The sequence below is a fragment of the Antarctobacter sp. genome, assembly GCF_048262615.1.
Taxonomy (GTDB): Bacteria; Pseudomonadota; Alphaproteobacteria; order Rhodobacterales; family Rhodobacteraceae; genus Antarctobacter.
Map to the genome: position 1 here is coordinate 19,191 of NZ_JBLXFB010000022.1, position 18,646 is coordinate 37,836.

18 protein-coding genes are annotated in these 18,646 nt (G+C 61.8%); 1 reads left to right on the top strand and 17 read right to left on the bottom strand.

The annotated features are described in order from the left end of the window. Window positions 1-113: 113 nt before the first annotated feature. The 12 genes from ACN0S5_RS18940 to ACN0S5_RS18995 form a co-directional block, all read right to left on the bottom strand. Entirely contained in the window at window positions 114-1,064 is a 951-nt protein-coding gene (locus ACN0S5_RS18940; protein ID WP_417210330.1) for a nucleoside recognition domain-containing protein, read from the bottom strand. Window positions 1,065-1,133: 69 nt separating this feature from the next. Next, window positions 1,134-1,523 carry a VOC family protein gene (locus ACN0S5_RS18945; protein WP_417210331.1) on the bottom strand — a complete coding sequence of 130 codons (390 nt, stop codon included), beginning with the start codon at window positions 1,521-1,523 and terminating at the stop codon, window positions 1,134-1,136. A gap of 14 nt (window positions 1,524-1,537) precedes the next feature. Beyond that, window positions 1,538-2,434: a LysR family transcriptional regulator gene (locus ACN0S5_RS18950; RefSeq protein ID WP_417210333.1), complete on the bottom strand. Its 897-nt coding sequence runs from the start codon at window positions 2,432-2,434 to the stop codon at window positions 1,538-1,540. Between the two features lie 19 nt (window positions 2,435-2,453). Further along, window positions 2,454-3,437, bottom strand: a complete 984-nt coding sequence (locus tag ACN0S5_RS18955; RefSeq protein WP_417210335.1) for an SMP-30/gluconolactonase/LRE family protein — start codon at window positions 3,435-3,437, stop codon at window positions 2,454-2,456. Between the two features lie 16 nt (window positions 3,438-3,453). Then, entirely contained in the window at window positions 3,454-4,800 is a 1,347-nt protein-coding gene (locus ACN0S5_RS18960) for an NAD(P)H-dependent oxidoreductase (RefSeq protein ID WP_417210337.1), read from the bottom strand. Window positions 4,801-4,818: 18 nt separating this feature from the next. Then, window positions 4,819-6,531, bottom strand: a complete 1,713-nt coding sequence (locus tag ACN0S5_RS18965; RefSeq protein WP_417210339.1) for a dihydroxy-acid dehydratase — start codon at window positions 6,529-6,531, stop codon at window positions 4,819-4,821. Next, window positions 6,528-7,424, bottom strand: a complete 897-nt coding sequence (locus ACN0S5_RS18970) for an NAD(P)-dependent oxidoreductase (RefSeq protein ID WP_417210341.1) — start codon at window positions 7,422-7,424, stop codon at window positions 6,528-6,530. The genes ACN0S5_RS18965 and ACN0S5_RS18970 overlap by 4 nt, the downstream gene beginning before the upstream one ends. Continuing rightward, window positions 7,424-8,941: a tripartite tricarboxylate transporter permease gene (locus ACN0S5_RS18975; RefSeq protein WP_417210343.1), complete on the bottom strand. Its 1,518-nt coding sequence runs from the start codon at window positions 8,939-8,941 to the stop codon at window positions 7,424-7,426. The genes ACN0S5_RS18970 and ACN0S5_RS18975 overlap by 1 nt, the downstream gene beginning before the upstream one ends. Before the next feature lie 4 nt (window positions 8,942-8,945). Beyond that, window positions 8,946-9,377 carry a tripartite tricarboxylate transporter TctB family protein gene (locus ACN0S5_RS18980; RefSeq protein ID WP_417210345.1) on the bottom strand — a complete coding sequence of 144 codons (432 nt, stop codon included), beginning with the start codon at window positions 9,375-9,377 and terminating at the stop codon, window positions 8,946-8,948. Continuing rightward, on the bottom strand, window positions 9,374-10,336 hold the full coding sequence (locus ACN0S5_RS18985) for a Bug family tripartite tricarboxylate transporter substrate binding protein (protein ID WP_417210347.1): 963 nt from the start codon (window positions 10,334-10,336) through the stop codon (window positions 9,374-9,376). The genes ACN0S5_RS18980 and ACN0S5_RS18985 overlap by 4 nt, the downstream gene beginning before the upstream one ends. 207 nt (window positions 10,337-10,543) lie before the next feature. Then, window positions 10,544-10,864 (bottom strand): type II toxin-antitoxin system RelE/ParE family toxin, encoded by a 321-nt coding sequence (locus ACN0S5_RS18990; RefSeq protein WP_417210349.1) that lies wholly within the window; start codon window positions 10,862-10,864, stop codon window positions 10,544-10,546. Window positions 10,865-10,869: 5 nt separating this feature from the next. Continuing rightward, window positions 10,870-11,112 carry a type II toxin-antitoxin system ParD family antitoxin gene (locus ACN0S5_RS18995; RefSeq protein ID WP_417210351.1) on the bottom strand — a complete coding sequence of 81 codons (243 nt, stop codon included), beginning with the start codon at window positions 11,110-11,112 and terminating at the stop codon, window positions 10,870-10,872. A gap of 115 nt (window positions 11,113-11,227) precedes the next feature. Between ACN0S5_RS18995 and ACN0S5_RS19000 the strand changes: the two genes are divergently transcribed. Continuing rightward, the gene (locus ACN0S5_RS19000) at window positions 11,228-12,085 is read left to right on the top strand and encodes a TetR/AcrR family transcriptional regulator (protein WP_417210353.1); all 858 of its coding nucleotides are present in this window, start codon (window positions 11,228-11,230) and stop codon (window positions 12,083-12,085) included. A gap of 126 nt (window positions 12,086-12,211) precedes the next feature. Here the strand turns inward: ACN0S5_RS19000 and ACN0S5_RS19005 are convergent, their stop codons facing one another. The 5 genes from ACN0S5_RS19005 to ACN0S5_RS19025 are packed head-to-tail and all read right to left on the bottom strand — an operon-like array spanning window position 12,212 to window position 18,644. Next, window positions 12,212-12,994: an enoyl-CoA hydratase/isomerase family protein gene (locus ACN0S5_RS19005; RefSeq protein ID WP_417210355.1), complete on the bottom strand. Its 783-nt coding sequence runs from the start codon at window positions 12,992-12,994 to the stop codon at window positions 12,212-12,214. Further along, window positions 12,991-14,157 (bottom strand): thiolase family protein, encoded by a 1,167-nt coding sequence (locus ACN0S5_RS19010; RefSeq protein ID WP_417210357.1) that lies wholly within the window; start codon window positions 14,155-14,157, stop codon window positions 12,991-12,993. Before ACN0S5_RS19010 ends, ACN0S5_RS19005 begins: the two co-directional genes overlap by 4 nt. A gap of 18 nt (window positions 14,158-14,175) precedes the next feature. After that, window positions 14,176-14,940 (bottom strand): SDR family NAD(P)-dependent oxidoreductase, encoded by a 765-nt coding sequence (locus ACN0S5_RS19015; RefSeq protein WP_417210359.1) that lies wholly within the window; start codon window positions 14,938-14,940, stop codon window positions 14,176-14,178. Next, window positions 14,937-16,580: an AMP-binding protein gene (locus ACN0S5_RS19020; protein WP_417210361.1), complete on the bottom strand. Its 1,644-nt coding sequence runs from the start codon at window positions 16,578-16,580 to the stop codon at window positions 14,937-14,939. Before ACN0S5_RS19020 ends, ACN0S5_RS19015 begins: the two co-directional genes overlap by 4 nt. A 30-nt stretch (window positions 16,581-16,610) precedes the next feature. Further along, entirely contained in the window at window positions 16,611-18,644 is a 2,034-nt protein-coding gene (locus ACN0S5_RS19025) for a TRAP transporter large permease subunit (protein ID WP_417210363.1), read from the bottom strand. Window positions 18,645-18,646: the final 2 nt, after the last annotated feature.

The window sequence follows — 18,646 nt, forward strand, 5'->3', positions numbered from 1 at the left end:
CCCGACGGCGATTGCGCACGCGGCTGCGACGCTGTGGCCCTGTCGAGGCGGCGGTGGATGGTCTGGGCCATGCCATCCACAGTCTTGGCCCGACCAAAGGTCTCCTTGATCCTCTAGTCTGTCGACACACCGGGACATTTTTGTGACTTCCGATCCAAGACCAAACGCAGTCCAGCGGCAATGACGGCAGTGCAAACAATGGCAAAAGCCAGCCGACCAAAAAACACCGTGGTGAAATCGGCCCCAAGAGCGACCATTAGCAGGGTATCTTCGACAAGCGCATGGGCGAAGCCGAGAAAAATGCAGGACAACCAGAGTTGACGAGAGGAGATTTGACCGCGCGTCGCACTGCGTTTCAGCAGTCCGCTCCCAAAGGCAATGCCGATGATCAGACCGATCGACGTCACTTCCACGGCTTCGTTCTTTAGGCCGGCCAGTTTCAGGAGCGGGGCGGCAAACCGTTGAAATATCTGCGCGGCCCCGGATTTCTCCATTAATTGAAGGCCGTAAATCAGGATTGCGAGGATGACGTAGATCTTGAAGAGCATCTTGACCAGCCCGACCCAGAAACCGTCCTCCCCGACCGAGAACACCTCTTGGCTCAGTGTTGGCTGGATCGGTTCAGCCAGCCAACCCGTCAGATCGAAGATCAGTCTGAGCAGTCCTGCAAACAGCATGGCGCCCACAATCCGAATGAGGGCGGTCACAACAAAACCCGGACCGACCGAACGAATGACAGATTGCTCCAGTGGCAAGGCGTGCGCCATCAGCAACAGGCCGGAGAACACGGTCACATCAGCGACCGTCAGCGTGTCGGCGGGAACCACAGTGAAAAGGATTGCAACTGCGCCCCACATTGAGGTGAACAGGCCCGTCAGCCAAACCAGCCCCATTTCGGGAGGCAGGCCGAATATGGACATCAGCGGTCGCAGGAACGGCGCAATTTCCTCGATCAGACCCCATCTGGACAAAAGCTCGACGGCTATCGAAACGGGAACGATGACCTTGGCGAGGCTTAGAAACGTAGCATTGACGTCTCCGAACCATTTCAGCAGTCCGCGCATGGAAATCTGACCAGTCATGGAAATTCAGCGGCCCCAACGTCTGGGTCCGTGGACCGCTGGCGATTTGCGTCATGCATCGACATAGTTGGACAATTCCAGAAGGTTGCCATCGGGGTCACGGAGGTAGACCGACAGGATGGCGCCGGTCGCGCCGGTGCGCGTTACGGGCCCCTCCTCGATCTCTATACCGGCCTCCTGAAGTTTCGTCACGACGTCGTCTATCGGATCTACGGTGATCAAGCACAGGTCAGCAGAGCCGGGTCGCGGTGTCTTGGCCTTTGGTTCAAATTCCTGGCCCGCCTGGTGCAGGTTGAACTTTTGCCCGCCGAACCTCAGCGCCTTGCGGCCCGCGCCAAATGTCACGATCTCACAGCCGAGGATGTCCTTGTAAAACGCGCAGGTCTTGTCCATGTCGGTGACGGTCAGGACCAGGTGATCCAGATTCTTCAATGTTATCATATTTGGCCACCTTGTTATTTGGCGTTATCGTGCCCTGTGAGGTATTCGAACATGGCCCGGCTGGCGCGACCGGGTTGAATGTTGGGCTTTCGCACAAGAAGCAATTCCCGTTCCGCCCAAGGCTCTGAAATGGGCACCATACTCAGTTTGCTGTCCCGCGCGGCGTCCAAGACCGCACCCTGAGGCAAGATAGCAACGCCAAGATGGGCTTCGACCATCCGGCGCACACCGTCAAAGCTCATGACTTGAACGCGGGTCTTGGGTATTCGGCCCTGTGCTTCGGCCTGCGCGTCCACGTAGGCCTGTATCGAGCTTCCGTCTTGAAGAGAAACAATGTCCTGATCAAGGATATCTTCGAGTGAAACAGAGGATCGTGACGCCAGCGGGTGACCTTCTGGAACGGCCAGCACCAAGGTATCGCGGCGATACAGTGTCGTTTCCAGGTCGCCGGGACTTGTGAGACCGGAGCAAATCCCGATGTCCGCGTGCCCAAGGCGTATTTGCGCGATGACATCCGTGCTGAACATCTCGACAAGCTTGATCCGTACACCGGGGAAATCATTGACAAATGCAGCCAGGTCTTCTGGTAGAAACTGGGTGATGCTCGATGTATTCGCGGCGATCCTGACAACGCCCTTCAGACCGTCGGCAAAGTCCTCCATCGCCTGGTCCATCCGTTCAATGCGGTTCAGAAGCGCAGAAACATGGCTCAGGAATTCCTCCCCGGCGGGCGTCAATTCGACACCGCGCCGCTGACGATAGAACAGCGCGGTGCCGACCTGAACTTCGAGGTCGGCAATACGCCGACTGACAGCCGAAGCCGCAGTATTGTGAATCTCGGCAGCGCCCGCGAGGCTTCCGCTTGACACCACGGATTTGAATAGCAGGAGGGACTGGAGATCGTAGTTCAAGAGTTGCTCCAAGCTGGTTTCAAAAAGCTTCGCCCCACACTGGAACCTCAACATTCCAATGCAATGGCATGCGGCCAGAGACGCCAATGGACAGGACGGGAAGCGAGTCCCCCAGCAAGTTGCCGAATATCACTTTATCCAAACGCTCCCCCGCAAAGGCAATGCTCGCAATGTTCCGGAACACTGACGTCGGGGCCGTGTCAAAGTGCTTTCTCCCCATTGCGCCGGCATCCAACGCGGATTCGACTGTATTGACCCAGTCCTCGTCCCTTTCCTGCGCGACAATCGACCACGATCCGTCCGCAGCGATCCTGACCAGTTCATTCGAGACGATACACGCGCAGAGCAGACATCCTTCGCTGTCGAAAGCGATGCCGTCGACGAAGGCACCGCGAGGAAGGTCCGCAAAGGTCACTGGTTCCCCGTGAACGCCGGTTTCGTCCAGGCGGATACGGCTCACCTTTTGACCGAAGGTTTCACTGATATAGAGCCAGCCAGCCGCAAGGTCCGGACGAATCTCATTTGTGTAATGCAGGCCCTCGACCACGATCCGCATACCGCTGGCGTCGATCATCCCGATGTAGCCATTTCTCACGTCCCGCCGATAGGCAAGGTCACGAGGGCTGCATGTCGAGCTGACGCTGAACCAGATGCGCCCCAGTTCATCCAGCGTCACGAAGTTTACCGGCGGCGCGACCTCGGTTGTCGAACAGCGGTGAAACAGCCGCATTCCGTCCGGGTCGACTTCGAGAAGGCCGCCAGCATCAGAGATGTTGGCCACGAGGAAACTGCCATCAGACCGGAGCGCGATGCCATTTGGAACGACGGGCAGGCCGCCGATCTCTGTCTGTTTGGCCAACAGAAACTGCCTGCCATCCGGCAGAATTCTCGCGATGCCGCGTCCTTTGTGAGAGACAAAAATGTCGCCGCTCGATGTCGCAAGAACGGATTCGGGGCGGCTGAGCCCGCGCCCGACCGATGTCACGCTGTCCAAGCGGCGCATGCTGACCTTCCCCATCTCATGCCATCTCTTTCACGACGCCTTCGACTTCGCGCCGCAGCTTGTAGGCGGCCGTCGTGGTGTCGATCTCGACATCGTTCCAGGTTACCGCGTGACCCTCCTTTACCGGTTTCACAAGCTTGACGTTGTGCGCCAGACCCAACGGAACATATCCATGCTCGACCGACTGGCGGGCGGGCCTCAATCCACCCGAAACGGTAAAGCCGCCTTCGCCGTCCAGAACCTCGCCCTTGGACAGGTCGCGCTTGGCGACGGCAGCCACATCGGCGCGAAAGTCCGCAGCGACGCCGGTTGGCTCCCGCCGAAGGCCGATGGACGCGACCGAAACACCAAGTTCGAGGCCAATCAGGTGCCAGCGCTTGTAGTTGCACATATACCGGCCAGACGGATCGGTAACGACCTTGTATTCCTCGAAGCAGTTCTTGAGGTAATCGGTATCGCCTTCGAAGCAGACCCAGACACCCTTGCGGATATCATGCGGGATCAGTTGCCCCTCGGCGGTAAGGCACGACACGACGTCAACCATTCCCTTGCGCGCCAGAACGCCGCCTTCGGAGACTGGGCGCATGAGCGTGGGCACATCGTCGATGCCGCCCGGAGGAAAGACAAGCCCGTCCTCGGGCGCATCCAGCCCGCAGCAGTTCGCGATTGCGGCGCTTTCGATTGCGGGCTTGGACCCGTCCAGAAACGCATTGAACATCTTCGGGTTCAGGCGTCCACGTTCAGCCTGTTCGCGGGTCAGCCCCCAATGGTCCCAGACGGTGTCGGGTGTCGATTGACGGTAATGCGGCAGCCATTTGTGCCCCCGACCCGCAGCGACCACCGGAAAACCGCAAGTGCGCGCCCAGTCCACCAGATCGCAGGCCAGCGCTGGCTGATCACCATAGGCCATCGAGTAAATGACCCCTGCCCGCTCGGCGCGGCGACCGAACGCGGGGCCGACAAATGCGTCTGCTTCAACGGTGACGTTGATGACGTCCTTTCCGGCCTCGAAGGCTGCCAGGATATGCTCGACAGCCGCCATGGGGTTGCCGGTGCATTCGATCACGATGTCGACCGCAGGGTGCGAAACGAGCGCTTGCCAGTCATCGCCGACAAAGGTCGCGCCGGATTTCGCGGCATCGTCCAGCGACGCCGCCGCGTATTGCGCCGCGTCCCATCCGACAAGATCCATGTTCGACTTTGCGGCATCAACCCTCAGGTCAACAACCCCGACAAGGTGAATGCCCGGAATGCGAAGCGCCTGCGCAAGGAACATCGTCCCGAACTTTCCAGCCCCGATCATACCGATGCGAACCGGCTTGCCGCTGGCTTCGGCCACCTGAAGTTTTTTGAAAAGGTTCATCTGATTGCCTCTGAATGCTTAGGTGTTGGTCGCCGGGTGCAGATCTTCGTGAAGGAGAAAGTCGAAATCGCAGCCTTCCGGGGCCTGAAGGACCCGTTCTGCGTATAGCGCGCGGTATCCGCGCTTGGGCTTGGCGGGTTCAATATGGCCCTGCATGCGGCGCGCAATTTCGGCGTCGTCGACCAGAAGCTCGATCTTCTTTTCCGTCACGGACAGACGCACACGGTCGCCATTGCGTATGGCAGCAAGGGGACCGCCAACGGCGGCTTCGGGTGAGATATGCAGCACGATGGTCCCGAAGGCGGTGCCGGACATCCGTGCGTCGGATATCCGAACGATGTCCTTGACGCCTTGCCTTGCCAATTTCTTGGGGATGGGCAGATATCCGGCTTCGGGCATACCGGCAGCGATCGGACCGGCGTTCCGCAAGACCATCACATCGTCGGCTTTGATGTCGAGTTCGGGATCGTCCACCCGTTTCGCCAGATCTTCGAGGTCTTCGAAGACAACCGCGCGTCCTTCGACCTCGAACAACTCCGGCGTCGCGGCCGCCCGTTTGAAGATAGCGCCGTTGGGCGCGATATTGCCGGACAGGGCAATCAACCCGCCCTCGGGCGAGACCGGATCGCTGGCCTCGCGGATAACGCGGCGATCCACCCAGTCGAGCGGCTCTGCCAATCGGTCCGCCAGTGTCACGCCGCAGACGTCCATCGTGTCGAGATGCAGGAGAGGTTTGATTTCGCGCAACACGGCACCCACGCCTCCTGCGGCATGGAAATCTTCCATATAGCCCTGCCCCACCGGCTTCAGGTCCACCAGAACCGGGGTTTCATCCGAAATCTTGTTCAGCAGCGCATCGGACACGCGAATGCCACGGCGTCCGGCAATGGCCGCGAGGTGAACCACCGCGTTGGTTGATCCGGACACCGCCATCAGAACGCGCAGGGCGTTCTCGACCGATTTCCGGGTGATGACCTGACTGGGCAGGATCGGCTTTGAAATCAGCCCCACGGCCGCGGCACCGGTGGCTTCGGCCGCAACCAGACGGTCGGCGTTTACTGCCGGAATAGCCGCGGAACCGGGCAACGACATGCCCAGAACCTCGGCGATGATCGCCATGGTAGAGGCGGTGCCCATCACGGCACAGGTGCCCGCTGTCGCCGCAAGCCGCCCTTCAACCTGATCGATCTCTTCCCGCTCTATTTCGCCTGCCCGGAATTTCCCCCAAAAGCGGCGGCAATCGGTGCAAGCGCCAAGCCGTTCGCCCTTGTGACGGCCGGTCGACATCGGGCCGGTGACAAGCTGGATCGCCGGGACATCCGCCGAAGCTGCCCCCATGAGCTGCGCCGGCACGGTCTTGTCACATCCGCCGATCAGAACGACCGAATCCATCGGCTGGGCCCGCACCATTTCCTCGGTGTCCATAGACATCAGGTTGCGATAGACCATGGAGGTCGGGTTCAGGAAAACCTCACCGGTCGAAATGGTCGGAAATGGCCGTGGCAGCGCACCGGCGGCAAGGACGCCACGGCTCACCGCTTCGACCAGTTCCGGCATCGACCGGTGGCAATTGTTGAATCCCGACGGTGTCATTGCGATCCCGACAATCGGCTTGTCCAGCATATCGCGGGACAACCCCATGGACCGGGCAAACGACCGGCGCAGGTAGATGGCAAAATCTTTGTCGCCGTAATTGGTCAAGCCTTTGCTGAAACCGTTTGCGTTGCTCATTTGTTGTCTCCTTCGCCGGATTTGCGGAATGTGACGCCCAGAAGGCTCTCGAATACCTTGACCATGGCGCCCTTGTCCTGATCGCCCAGCCCTTCAAGCAGGGCACGCTGATAGGTCGCGGTTGCCGCTCCCAAAACCGGAAGAGGAATGGAGTGGCGGGCACCCAGTTCCGCGCCCGAGATCAGGTCCTTGTAGGCGTGCCCCATCGGGTAACCCTGATCGAAAATGCCTTGCAGGATGTTGGGCAGAAAGAACTCTGACGCATAGCTGCGTCCGGTTCCGGAATTGATGACATCAGCAACCTGTTCCGGATTCAGCCCAAGCTTTACGGACACTGGCAGGATTTCTGCCAGTGCGGCCATGTTGATGTCGAACAATAGCTGGTTGATGAGTTTGGTCAGCTGCCCCGCACCACGCGGACCCATATACAGGATCTTGTTCGCCATCGTGCGCAGGACAGGGTCGAGGGCGCGGGCCAGCGCCGCGTCGCCGCCAATCATCATGGTCAACGTGCCATCTTCCGCCCGCTTTTGCATACCTGAAACCGGCGCATCCAGAAAGCGAAGGCCCATGGCGTCCAACCGGTTGCCGATATCGACGGTGGCGTTGTACTCGACTGTCGAGGTGTCGACGATGACGGTTCCGGGCTGGAGGATGCCCGCCAACCCGTTCTCCTTGTCGAACAGGACGATCTCCAGCACCTTGCTTGACGGCAAGCTCAGGAAAACATGGGTGCATTGCGACAGGTCATGCAGAGTGCCAGCCTGCTTGGCCCTGGCATCGGCAGGCAACACATCGGGCCGTTGATCATAGGCGATCACTTCAAAGGAGTTGCCAAGGTTGATGGCCATTGGTTTGCCCATTTGGCCAAGGCCCACAAAGCCGTATTTCATCATTCAACTCCTTCCGGTTGATAGCTCCTGCGGCGCTTCATCCGCACGCTCATCCAGATCGAGAAGGCGAGGAAGAGCGCGGTGAGGCAGTACAGGCTGATCGAAATGGGAGAGCGGACGAGCACGCCCCAGTCACCTGCGGAGATCGACAGGGCTCTGCGCAGATTGTTTTCCATGTCCGTGCCAAGCAGCAATCCAAGCACCAAAGGCACCAGCGAGATATCAAGCTTGCGCATCAGATACCCCAGCAGACCGAACCCGAGCAGCGCGTAAAGATCAAAGGTCGAGCGGCTGAGCGAGTAGATCCCGACAAAGCTGATTGCCACGACAACAGGCATCAGCGCCCAGTTCGGGGTCCGCAGGATCGTCGTAAAAATGCCGATCATCGGAATATTGAGGATCAGCAACGCCACGTTGGCGAGATAAAGCGCTGCCACCAACCCCCAGACCAGGTCGGGACTCCGTTCGAACAGCAGCGGTCCGGGTTGCACATTCAGCGACACCAGCATGGCCAGCATCACAGCGGTCGTTCCCGATCCCGGAACACCCAGTGCCAGCATCGGAATCAAGGCTCCACCCGAGGCGGCATTATTGCCAGCTTCCGGAGCGGCCACACCACGCGGGTCGCCTTTGCCGAAGGTTCCGTTGCGGTCGGAATACTGCTTTTCCATGGAATAGCTCATCACCGCGCCGAGGGACGCACCGGCACCGGGCAGGATGCCCGCGATGAACCCCACACCGGAGCCGCGCAGGGATGCCCCGATCGTCCCTTTCAACACCGACCAGTCCGGCATCAGCTTATTGACGTGCAGACCAGACTTGTTCTCGGACATGTGGCGCTCAAGAAGCACGAGGACTTCGGAAACGGCGAAAAGGCCAACCATCGCGACAATCAGATCAAAGCCGTCGAACAGTTCATAGGACCCGAGGGTAAAGCGCGCGATCCCGGTCGATGGGTCCAGCCCGATCGTGGCGATCATCAGTCCGAGAACAGCGCTCAGAAGCGCCTTGCGAAGATCGACGCCCATCAACCCGCCGATGGTCGCAAAGGCCATGATGTACAACGCAAAATAGTCTGCGGGTCCAAAGTAGATCGCGGCCTGTGCCAGAAGCGGCGCAAACAGCGTCAGCCCGGTCGTCGCCACGGTCGCGCCGATGAAAGAGCCGACAGCAGAGATGGCAAGCGCTTCGGAGGCTTTGCCGGCCTGGGCCATGGGATAGCCATCCAGCGTCGTCATCATGGCCGGTTCGTCACCGGGAATGTTGAGCAGGATGGCCGAGATCCGACCGCCGTACATGCAGCCATAATAGACCGAGGCCAGCAGGATCAGCGACGACGTGGCGTCGAGTCCAAAGGCAAAGGTCAAGGGGATCAGGATGGCCACGCCATTGACAGGCCCAAGCCCCGGCAGCGCGCCGATGAGGGTTCCGGCAAAACAACCCAACAGCAGAAGCGCGATATTGAGGGGCATCAGAGCAACGCCCAGACCGCCCAGAAGATGAGAAAAGATATCCAATGTCTTATCCGATCCATTCACCAAGGGCTGGCAGCGGCAGATCCAGCAGCTGATCGAACAGCAGCCAAAGCGCGGGGGACGCAATCGCGCCAATGATGCACGCTGCCACGGGGCGCGCCTGCATGAGCAAGGCCAGAGCGATCACCATGCCTGCCGTCGAGATGAGAAAGCCCAGTCGTTCGAGCAAGAACACAAAGGCGAACAGGCATACGACAGCCCCCAGTTGACTCATCCGGCGGTCACGCTCGGCGAAGACCTCGGAGGTTCCGGGAAAGACAACCAGCGACGCAGACCCAAACAGCGCCGGGATGGCCAACATCAGCGGGAATGCCTTCGGTCCGAGAGGGCCGCCGAAAGATGCCTCGTAGGTCAGCGCCGAATTGAGGTATAGCGCCGCAATCACGAAGATTGCGGCGCCGAAGATGCGGCCGATCATTTGATGATGCCGATGGCACGGGAAATGTCCGCGATCTCCGCTTCCTGGTCGGCCAGATACGCCTGGAAATCCGCGCCCGCGATCCAGTTGGGGATCAATCCGGCGTTGGTGGCGGCGGCTTTCCATTCATCCGAATTGTAGACGGTCTCGAGGCGGGACAGCCACGCATCGTAATCAGCGTCTGAGACGTTCTTGCCGGTGTAGAACCCACGCCAGTTGTACCCGGTCACGTCGACACCCTGCGATACCGCGGTGGGAATGTCGGGAAATGCGGGCACAGGTTCATCCGAAAGCACCGCAAGGAGCCGGATATCCCCGGACTCCGCAAATCCCGACGCTTCGCCAAGATCGGTCGATACAACAGTGATTTGTCCGCCCATCATCTGTGTGATCGCTTCGGTGCCGCCGTCGAACTGCACCCAGCGCAGGCCAGTGATGTTCTCGACGCCGCTTTCTTTTGCGACCAGAAGATAGCGGATATGGTCCCAGCTACCGGCCCCGTCGCCGGCCCCGATGACCTGATCCGGGGTGTCTTTTATGGCAGCGGTCAGGTCGGCGAGCGTCCGGTAGGGGCTATCCGCGTCCACCGCGATGACGCCGACATCGGCACCAAGCATGGCGAGGAAGCGCGCGTCTTCCAGCCCGCCGGGATACTTGCCTTGGGCGATCTGGGTCACCGCAACCGTGGAGGTCGCTACGATGAGTTCGGCGTCATCAGAGCGATCCGCCGCCACATGCGCAAACCCCACCGCGCCGACGCCACCCGGCATGTTGGTAACTTGCACATTGCCGCTGACCTTGCCGAGTTGGGTCAAGAGTTTGCCGACAGAACGACATGTAAAGTCCCAGCCACCGCCGGGGTTGGACGGTGCGATGCACTCTGTGGCATGGGCCGGGACAGCAACCGCAGAGCCGATCAGGATTGCTGCTACGGCACGAAAGGTTTTCTGTTTGGTCATATTTCCTCCTCCGGTATGCCCTTGAACGCCTCAACCGGGCCAAGGGAACTGGGGGGAAGAAACATAGAATCGAGGAAACCTCGCAGAATTGAATTGCGATGGCTGACATCGCGATTCAAGATGGCAGACCGCGACTGAGCAGGGCGCAAGAGGCCAGCCGCGACTCTGGTCGGCTGGTCAGGATAGTGGAGTGAGGGCCGACACGGATCACCCCGCGTCAAGATCCTCGTAGTATACAAGGGCGGGTATATTGCGGCGCTGGTGTACGATCCGCAAGATAACCGGAGCGCCATCCGCAGCGTCGAGCCGTTTGAAAAAGATCACGTGCCGCTGACAGTTGACGGACCGCATGCCCGGCACGAACAGGCCACGGTCCCGGCCGATGTCGGCATCACCGGTGATCCGCTCGAATGCGGTGACCAGCTGGCGGTAGTAGATCAGCCACTGATCCCGGCCCCAGGTTTGAACGGTGTAGTCGCGAATATCTTCGAGGTCGGCCCTGGCCAGACCGGAGAGCCGGATCGTCATGCCGGTCAGCGGTCGAACGCATCCGGCTCGAAGGCTCGGGCGTCGAACTCTGCGAAATCGCCCTTTTCAGCCAGTGCGGCCGCCTGTTCCAGATCCGCCTTGAGGGCGTAGAACTGCCGGGCGCCATCCTTCTCCATCAGCATCCGCAGGCCCGCGCGCACGACCTCGCTCAGATTGGCATAGGCGCCGGATTCGATCTGCGCCCGGACGTATTTCTGCATCGGTTCGGTCAGGTGGATGTTTGGCATCAGTCTCTCCTCGTATGCTCGATTCTATCAGATACTGATATAGGCTCGCAAGGTTTCACCCTAGGGGCGTTGTGTAATTCCCGGACGGCTAGTATAAATTTTTCACATATTTGCGATGGTTGATCGAATGAAGAATGAGCGGTTCGAAGCTGTTGGTGGGCGCGTAAACCTATACAGGAGGGAAAACAGCCGGTTCTGGCAGTGCCAGGGCAGCTTTGGTGGACGGAGCCAACGCGCCAGCACAAAAACCGAGAGCCTGGACGAGGCGAGGCGGTTCGCCGAGAACTGGTATCTTGAGCACGAAGAAAAGCACTCTGGCAGGGTGCCCGATCTGCCGACACCGCCGCCGCCCTCTGTCGCAGGCACTCCGGGCACCGTCGCCTTTCCACAGCATGACAAAAAGGCACGCCTTTTGGCTGCCGCCATAGAACTGGTGTCCGAGGTCGGGTTCAAAGACACCCAGATCAGCACAATCGCCGAACGGGCCGGCCTTGCTCAGGGGACACTATATCGGAACTACAAGTCACGAACGGCCCTGCTTGTCAAAGTCGTCGCCCATGTCTCGCAGCATGAGGTCGATGTTGTGGCTGGCGTCGCCATGGGAGATGAGCCCGCCGCAGAAATCCTGCGTCGATGCGCCTACACCTTCGGCAGCCGCGCTATCCGTGGCAGACAGATGGGGTATGCCCTTGTGGCGGAGCCTGTCGAGAGCGAGATTGAAGTGGAACGCCTGCGCTATCGACAAAAGCTGATGCGCGTGTTCGAGACGGTAATCGACCGGGGCATCCGCGAAGGTGTGTTTGTCGATCAGCCCGCCCAGGTGTCTGCGGCCTGCATTGTCGGATCCCTCTTCGAGGCGCTCGTTGGTCCGATTGCCCGAGTTAACGACATCTCGGAGGCTGAACAGCTTCGGCAGGTGGCGGCCATTGCGGATTTCTGTGTGCGGGCGGTGGTCGGCAAGTCGGACACCTGACCGCACGCCGCGATCTGCGCGCCGATTGCCGTGATCGCAACTCCGAAGAATGCGCGCGCCGACCAGAGCAAGACAAACAGGGCCGACGCACTGAGGTGCACCATGCCACCGCCGGACGAGGCCGTGTCAAACACGCAGGAACCCGGACAGGCTTTCTTTCAAAACGGGGCTTGAGGCGTGCTGTTCCAGATGCACGATCTCATTTTCAAGCGCCTCTTCGAACCCAAGCACATCGGCGGCGATCAATAGGGATTTGGCCTTTGCGATGGTCTCGCGGTGCCCGACCGTCAGATCGGCAACGATCCGCAGCGTTTCCGCCCTCAGCGCGCCTTGCGGCGCGCAGACGGTTACAATCCCCCAGGCCTGTGCCTCGGCCGCCGTGATGGATTGTCCCGACAGGATCATCCACTTTGCCCGTTGATGGCCGATGGTACGCGGCAGACGGACACTATTGCCGCCGCCGGGCAGCAGGTTGCGCAGCATATGTGCATCCCCGATGGTCGCGCCTTGCTCGGCGACGACAGCGTCGCAGCACAGCATCAGTTCAAGCCCCCCTGCCCGCGCCGCGCCGTGGATCATGGCGATGACAGGCAATGGCGACGACTCGAACCTGGTGCATACATCGCGAAAGGCGTTCAACAGACGCCGGAACGCGGGCGCGCCGCCGTCGAGAAGTTCAGCGAGATCGGCACCGGCGCAGAAATTGCGCCCGTCACCCGACAGCACCACGGCCCGGACGTCCTGGGTGTGTTCCGCAGCATCCATAGCCGCAAGGATATCGGTCGCCAGAGCGGTGTTGACAGCGTTGGCCTTGTCGGGCCGGTCCATGGTGATCCAGGCGATCCCGTCCTCGATGCGACAGATGCGGGTCAGGGCCCGCGATGTTTCTTGTGCTTGCGCCTGTGTCATCCGGTCACCTCAAGTGCCAAGGCCAATGCCTCGCCGCCGCCAAGACAGATCGAGGCCATGCCCCTGCCACCCCCGCGCGCGGTCAATGCGGACACAAGCGTTGTTACGATCCGCGCGCCGCTGGCCCCGATGGGATGGCCAAGGGCACAGGCCCCGCCACGAACGTTCACCTTGTCCAGCGACACACCGATATGGCGCGCGGCGAGGATCGGCACGACGGCAAAGGCTTCGTTCACCTCGTAAAGGTCGGTGTCGTCGGCGGCCCAGTCCAGCCGGGCCAGAAGATCGGCCATGGCAAAGCCCGGCGCGGAACAGAACTGGTCAGGTTCTGCCGCGTAGCAGCCATGCCCAAGAATGCGGACACGGGGGGATTGCGCCGGAACGGCCCCGACGCTTGCCAGCAGCAGGGTCGCCGCGCCGTCCGAGATCGACGAGGCATTGGCCGCTGTGGTGCGCCCATCAGCGCCAAAGGCGGGTTTCAGGTGGGGGATCTTTGTGCTGTCGGCATTGCGGGGCTGTTCGTCGGTGTCAACGGTCTGGGCCCCGCGCCGCGTGCGGACCTCGACCGGTGTGATTTCATCGACCGATGCCCCTGTCATGGCGCGCTCCAGCGACATCACCGCGAAGTCGTCCAGCTCTGCCCGGTTGATCCGATGCGCCACGGCGGACCGGTCGGCGAACTGTCCCATCAGCGCGCCCGGCTCATAGGCGTCCTCCAGCCCGTCGCGGGACATGGAGTCGATGATGGTGCCGTTGCCGAACCTGATGCCCTGCCGCTGGCGGGGCAACAGATGCGGTGCGTTCGACATGCTTTCCATCCCGCCGGCCAATATGACCGAGGCACCGCCCGCCTTGATCCGGTCATGTGCAAGAAGCGCGGCCTGCATGCCGGAGCCGCACATCTTGTTGACGGTGGTGGCCTGCGTCGACCGGGACAGGCCAGCCGACAGGGCGACCTGCCGCGCCGGGGCCTGCCCCAGCCCTGCGGGAAGGACGCAGCCCATGAAACACTGCTCGACCGCCTCAGAGGCAAGACCGGACAGCTCGACCGTTGCGCGGGCGGACTGTGCCCCCAGTTCGATGGCGGTCAGGCCGGACAGCTCGCCCAGAAGGCCCCCGATCGGGGTTCTGGCGGTGCCGAGGATGTAGACGTCTTGGGTCATGACAGGGCCCTCCGGGGCCTATGGGGCAAAACGGGTGCCGCCGTCGATGCGGAAGCAATCGCCATTCAGGTAAGGGTTGGACATCAGCGCCAGCACCATGTCGGCAAACTCCGACGGGTAACCGGTGCGGCGCGGGAACAGGTAGTTGCGCTCCATCGCGGCGCGGCCCTTGTCGGGGACGCTTGCTGTCAGTTCCGTTTCGAACACGCCGGGGGCGATGGCGACACAGCGGATGCCGTGATCGGCAAGGTCACGCGCGATGGGCAGGGTCATGCCCGCAACCGCCGCCTTGCTGGCGGTATAGGCGGCCTGCCCTTTCAACCCGTCGAAGGCGGCAATCGAACTGGTGTTGACGATCACGCCACGCTGGCCGTCGCCGTCCGGGTCGTTGGTGATCATCTTCTCGACCGCAAGGCGCAGCACGTTGAACGATCCGGTCAGGTTGATGCCGATGACCCGGTTCCACAGGTCCAGATCATGCGCCACCCCGCCTGAGACGGTCTTGGCCGCCGAGGGGATACCGGCGCAGTTCACCACAAAGCGCAGCGCGCCAAAGGCCCCTGCCCCGGCATCGACCCCCGCGCGAACCTGACCGGGATCGCGGATATCGGCGGCGGCGACGATATGGCTGCCGGGTAACGTGGCGCGCACCTTCTCCAGCCCCTCGGCGTTCACGTCCATCAGCACAAGCTGCGCGCCCTCGGCGGCCAGCCGTTCCGCCGTCGCCCGGCCAAGGCCCGATGCCGCCCCGGTGACGATGCCTGCGGTGCCGTGCAGTTTCATTCCGACACCTCCAGCGCGCGCCGCAGATCCTGACGGATCACAAAACGCTGGACCTTTCCCGAGGGCGTCTTGGGGAGGTCATCGCGGTAATGCACCCGGCGGGGATAGGCATAGGTGGCGTAGTCCGTGCGCACCTTCTGCTTGATCTCGTCCGACAGGGCCTGTGACGGCACATGTCCTGCCGCCAGCACAACAACGGCTTCCAGCACTTCGCCGCGAATATCGTCGGGGACGGCGACAACCGCCACTTCGCGCACCGCGGGATGGGTGGAGATCACGGATTCGATATCGAACGGCCCAATCCGGTAGCCCGCCATGATGATCACGTCATCGTCGCGCGACGAGAACCGAAACGCCCCATCGGCGTCGTATTGCGCCAGATCGCCGGTCAGATACCAGCGGCCACAGGGGGTCAGCCGTTCGACGTTCTTTTCAGGCGCGCTGCGATAGCCCGAAAACCACGAAAAGGGGCTGTCCGACAGGCGCGCGGCCAGCAGGCCCGGCTGATCCGGGCCGAGTTCCTCATGAGTTTCCGCATCCACCACGGTCATGTCCCAGCCGGGCAGCGGCTGGCCCATGGAGCCGGGCATGACCGGTCGTTTCAGATCGGGGTGGTGGTGGTTGTTCACCAGCATCCCGGCCTCGGTCTGGCCAAAATGGTCGTGCACCTCGACCCCCAGCGCATCCGGCGCCCATGCGTTCACGTCCGGCGTCAGCGGTTCCCCGGCGCTGGAGGCATTCTTCAGGCCCGTCACCCCCGGTGCGACCCCATGCGCCTTGAGGCTGCGATAGACCGTGGGCGCAGCGGTAAAGTTTGTCACGCCCTGATCGCGCAGCACCGCCAAAGTGCCGTCGGGCGAGAACTTTTCAGTATGCATGATCGCCATGACGCCGTTGGTCAGCGAGGCGATGACCCCGAAATAAAGCCCGTAGGCCCAGCCGGGGTCCGCCGCGTTCCAGAACACATCTTCCTGCGTCAGGCCAAGGCCAAACTCGCCATAGGCCTGAAACCCGGCCCAGGCGTGCAGGGGCACAACAACGCCCTTGGGCTTGCCGGTTGTGCCCGAGGTGTAAACCTCGATCACCGGACCCTTGCCGCCTGCGACATGGGCCGGGAAACTATTGGTGCCGCTGGCCTCGATCGCCTGCATCGACAGATCGCTGCCCGCATCCCCGAATTGCCCGACCTTCAGACCGGGCAGCGCCGCGTCCGCCAATCCATCCAGTTTGGACCGTTGCGCGGCATCGCAGACCACCAGCCGCGTGCCGCTCGACTCCAGCCGCATCTCAATCGCGCCGCGCGCAAAGGCGGTGAACAGCGGCACATACACCGCGCCCAACCGCCAGACCGCAAGGAGCGTCACAAGGTAATCTTCTCCTTTCGACATCAACGTGGCAATACGGTCGCCGGGGCCATAGCCCAGCTTGGCCAACCCGCTGGCCAGCCGTTCGGACCGCGCCCTGAGCGCACCGAAGGTCAGGTCGACCGGGGCACCGCCGCCGATGATGCGGTAAGCCACGCGATCCGCCGGATGCCGGTCGCACAGCAGATGCGCGGCGCAGGCATCCGGGGCCGAATAGGTGGCGGTCAGATCGGCCACGCGGGCGCTAATCTGCGGCGGTATCTTTCTGTCTGGCATGGGAATTCCTCCTCCCAAAGGTGGGTCTGGTCAGCGCATCAGGCCCGGAAGCCAGCCGACAATCTGCGGGAACACGGCAATCAGGATGACGTTCGCCAGAATGACGCCGACAAAAACGAGAGACCCGGTCGAGATCTCGCGAAACGAGGCATGCGGGAACAATCCGCGCAGCACGAAGAGGATGATGCCGACCGGCGGCGTGATCAGCCCGACCTCGATCATCATCATCAGGGCAATGCCGAACCACAGCGCGTCATATCCGGCGTGCAGAACGATGGGATAGGTGATGGTCACCGTCATCAGCATCATCGAGATCGGGTCGATGAACATGCCGAGGATCAGGTAAACGACCATCAGCATCAGCAGAACCGACACGACGGACAGGCCGCTGCCCTCAACCGCTTCGACCAGCATTGTTGCGATGCGCAGGTAATCGACCAGCCAGCTGAGCATCCCTGCCCCGATGACGATGAACAGTATGCCGCCGGTCAGCGCGGCGGTTTCCAGCAGCGCGCCTAGGATCATGTCGCAGGACAGTTTGCCGGAGACCCCCGCAAGGATCAGCGCAAGGGCCGCGCCAAGGGCGCCCGCCTCGGTTGCGGTGACAATCCCGAAATAGAGCGCGGCGATGACGATCACGATCAGCCCGAGAAACGGCCCGAACTGGACAAAGGCGCGGGCCTTCGCCGCCATCGAATAGGCGCGACCGGTATGGCCCGCGTCCGGGTTCAGCAGGCACCAGATCCAGACAGCGGCCATCATGCTGGCCAGCACCATCAGACCGGGCACGATACCCGCGACGAACAGCTTGGTCACGGACACGCCGACCATGGCCGCGAAGATGATCATCGGAACGCTGGGCGGGATCAGGATACCCAATGTGCCGCCCCCGGCGATGGCGCCAAGCGCCAGCGCGGGCTTGTAGCCGCGATCCAGCATCTCTTGCCCGGCGGCCTTGCCGATGGTGGCGGCGGTCGCGATGCTGGACCCCGACAGCGCGGCGAACAGCCCGCTGGCCGTCAGCGTCGCCTGCGCCAGCCCGCCCGGAATGCGCCCCATCCAGACAACAAGACCGTCAAAGAGGCTGCGCGAAATGCCCGCCCGCATCAGCAGGCTGCCCATAAGGACGAACATCGGAACTGCGGTGAAGGTAAAGGAGTTGACGCCGTTCCATGTCCGTTCCGCAACCACGACGGTCTGAGGGATCGGCGGCAGAAAGATCAGCCCGAGCGCACCGACAAGACCAAGTGCCACGGCGACCTGCATCCCTATGGCAAGAAAGGCGAAGACCAGGATCAGGATGACGATGCCCGCCCCGACCTGCCCGCCGCCGGCAGCCAGCATCATAGCGCCGGTCGCCGCAGCGGCGATCGCCGCGAAAAGCATCCCGCTGCGCCAGCCGGTCGTGATCATGGCGGCGACGGTGGTCGCCGCCGCGACAATCATCAGGCTCCACGGGATCGTGTGGCCAAGGATCGGCAGCCCCTTGCGGCCCGCGACATAGGCCGCCACGACAGAGGCGGCCATGGCGATGGCCGACGCCACCCGCCAGCCAGCCCGTTCCGAAGCCCGCCAAGACAGGATTGCGGTAAACCCGGCAAGGCCCAGAACAACCGGCACCTGCGGAATCCAAAGCAGCGTGGACATCAGTCCCCAGTTCCGGGTGCCGGCATTGTAATCCGCCACCAGATACCGCGCCATTTCCACCGTGCAGAAGGCAATGAAAAAGACCCCCAGCCAGTTGGCCACCTGAAAGATCGGACCACGCAAAGCCTCTGGCACTTGCTCCAGAAATGCCTCGACCCGGACATGTTCACCGCGCAGCTCGGCATAGGCCACAGACAGGAAAACCGCCGCCACCCCGACATATGTGGAAATCTCGGTTGCCCAGAATGTAGGGGCATTGAATCCGTAGCGTGAGACAATCTCGAAGACCGAGATGACAAGCAGTGTCGCGACACAAAGAGCGCCGGGAAAGCCTGCGACCTGCCAGCCGCCGCTTGTCCCGGCGCTGTGCGCGGGAACAGGGGACTGGTCCGCCACATTAAGTGCGGTTGACGACATGG